Annotated in this window: 3 protein-coding genes; 1 reads left to right on the top strand and 2 read right to left on the bottom strand. The window is 69.8% G+C overall.

Translation table 11 applies throughout. The features are described 5' to 3' along the window. On the top strand, window positions 1–267 hold a 267-nt coding region (locus E1285_RS44975; protein WP_279510133.1), incomplete at its 5' end, for a zinc finger domain-containing protein. Between the two features lie 21 nt (window positions 268–288). On the opposite strand, the gene E1285_RS44970 is transcribed toward E1285_RS44975, so the two are convergent. Beyond that, on the bottom strand, window positions 289–1530 hold the full coding sequence (locus tag E1285_RS44970; RefSeq protein WP_132161017.1) for a cation:proton antiporter: 1242 nt from the start codon (window positions 1528–1530) through the stop codon (window positions 289–291). A 5-nt stretch (window positions 1531–1535) separates the two neighbouring features. Further along, a partial coding sequence (locus E1285_RS44965; RefSeq protein WP_279510134.1) for a TrkA C-terminal domain-containing protein occupies window positions 1536–1698 on the bottom strand: 163 nt, incomplete at its 5' end.

Below are 1698 nucleotides of genomic sequence, written 5' to 3'. Positions count from 1 at the left end.
GCGCGGTGGAGGGCGGTCTGGGACGACTTGGTGTCGTTGATGGCGGCTGGGGTGCGGGACGGCCGGATCGACACGGTGCGTCCGGAGCATATGCCGGAGGCGATGGGGCGTCCGCCGCGGGTGGATGGGCACGGCGGTGAGGTGTATGTGTACCGGCGGGCGGGGCTGCCGTGCCTGGTGTGCGGGGCGGAGGTGCGGGTGGTGGAGTTGGCGGCGCGGAACCTGTTCTGGTGTCCGGTGTGTCAGCCGTCTGGGTCCGGTGGGTGAGGGCGGCCGGTTCCGGGTCGTTCAGATGGTTTCTGCGGTGTCGTGGTCGTCGCCGGTGTTGCGGGTGGGGTGTGGTGCTTTGCCGCCGGTGTGCGGGGTGTTGTGTTTCGCGCGGGCGCGGAGGCGGGCGGCGAGGGGTTCGGTGCCGCGGGCGAGGACGGGGCCGGTGGTGGCGAGGATGAGGACGTAGGCGGCGGCGAGGGGGCCGAGGTTGGCGCTGATGCCTGCGCTGACGGCCAGGCCGGCGATGACGATGTTGAATTCGCCGCGGGGGACGAGTGCGGAGCCGGCGCGCAGGCGTCCGGTGGTGGCGACGCCTGCGCGGGCGGCGGCGATCCAGCCGCTGCCCATTTTGGTGATGATTCCGGTGATGGCCAGGAGTGCGGCGATGCCGAGGACGGGTGGTAGGTCGGCGGGGTCGGTGTGCAGGCCGAAGAAGACGAAGAACACGGCTGCGAAGAGGTCGCGCAGGGGTGCGAGGAGTTTCTGGGCGGTGTGGGCGAGGGTGCCGGACAGGGCGATGCCGACGAGGAAGGCGCCGACGGCGGCCGATACCTGGAGTTGTTGTGCGATGCCGGCGACCAGGAGTGTGAGGCCGAGGACTTTGAGGAGGAGTACTTCGTCGTTGGGGGAGGCGACGAATCGTTCGACGAGGTTTCCGTGGCGCAGGGCGATGTAGAGGATGACGGTGATGGTGGCGGCGGCGATGCCGAGTGTCGCGGCGCCGCCGAGGAGTCCGGCGCCGGCGAGGAGTGCGGTGAGGATGGGCAGGTAGGCGGCCATGACGAGGTCTTCGAAGACCAGGATGGACAGGACGGCGGGGGTTTCCTTGTTGCCGAGCCAGCCGAGGTCGCCGATGACTTTGGCGGTGATGCCGGATGAGGTGACGTAGGTGATGCCGCCCATGGCGACGGCGGCGACGGGTCCCCAGCCGAGGAGGAGTGCGGCGGCGACGCCGGGGGTGGCGTTGAGGGCGAGGTCGGCGAGTCCGACGGGTGCGGAGGTGCGCAGTGTCCCGACGAGTTCGGGGGCGGTGTATTCGAGGCCGAGGGTGAACAGCAGGAGGATGACGCCGACTTCGGCGCCGAGGGAGACGAATTCTTCGCTGTCGGTGAGGGGGAGGATGCCGCCGGAGCCGAAGGCGAGGCCGGCGATGAGGTAGAGGGGGATGGGGGAGATGGAGAAGCGGACGGATACGGCTGCCAGCAGTCCGAGGCCCAGGATGATCGCGCCGAGTTCGATGAGCTGGACTGCCGAGTGCATTCGGTTCAGCCGTTGGTGAGTATCTGGGTGACGGCGTCGGTGCCTTCGCCGGTGCCGACGGCGACGACGATGTCGTCGGCGGTGAAGACGAAGTCGGGGCGTGGGCTGGCGATGACCTGGCCGTTGCGTACGACGGCGACGATGGAGGCGCCGGTGCGGGTGCGGGTG

The organism is Actinomadura sp. 7K507, from assembly GCF_004348425.1.
GTDB lineage: Bacteria > Actinomycetota > Actinomycetes > Streptosporangiales > Streptosporangiaceae > Spirillospora.
Note: the sequence above shows the minus strand (reverse complement) of the source record. Positions and strands in the feature narration are given on the sequence as shown.

Excerpts from the sequence above, each read along its gene's own strand:
- E1285_RS44970 (WP_132161017.1), bottom strand. The coding sequence starts at position 1,530 with ATGCACTCGGCAGTCCAGCTCATCGAACTCGGCGCGATCATCCTGGGC.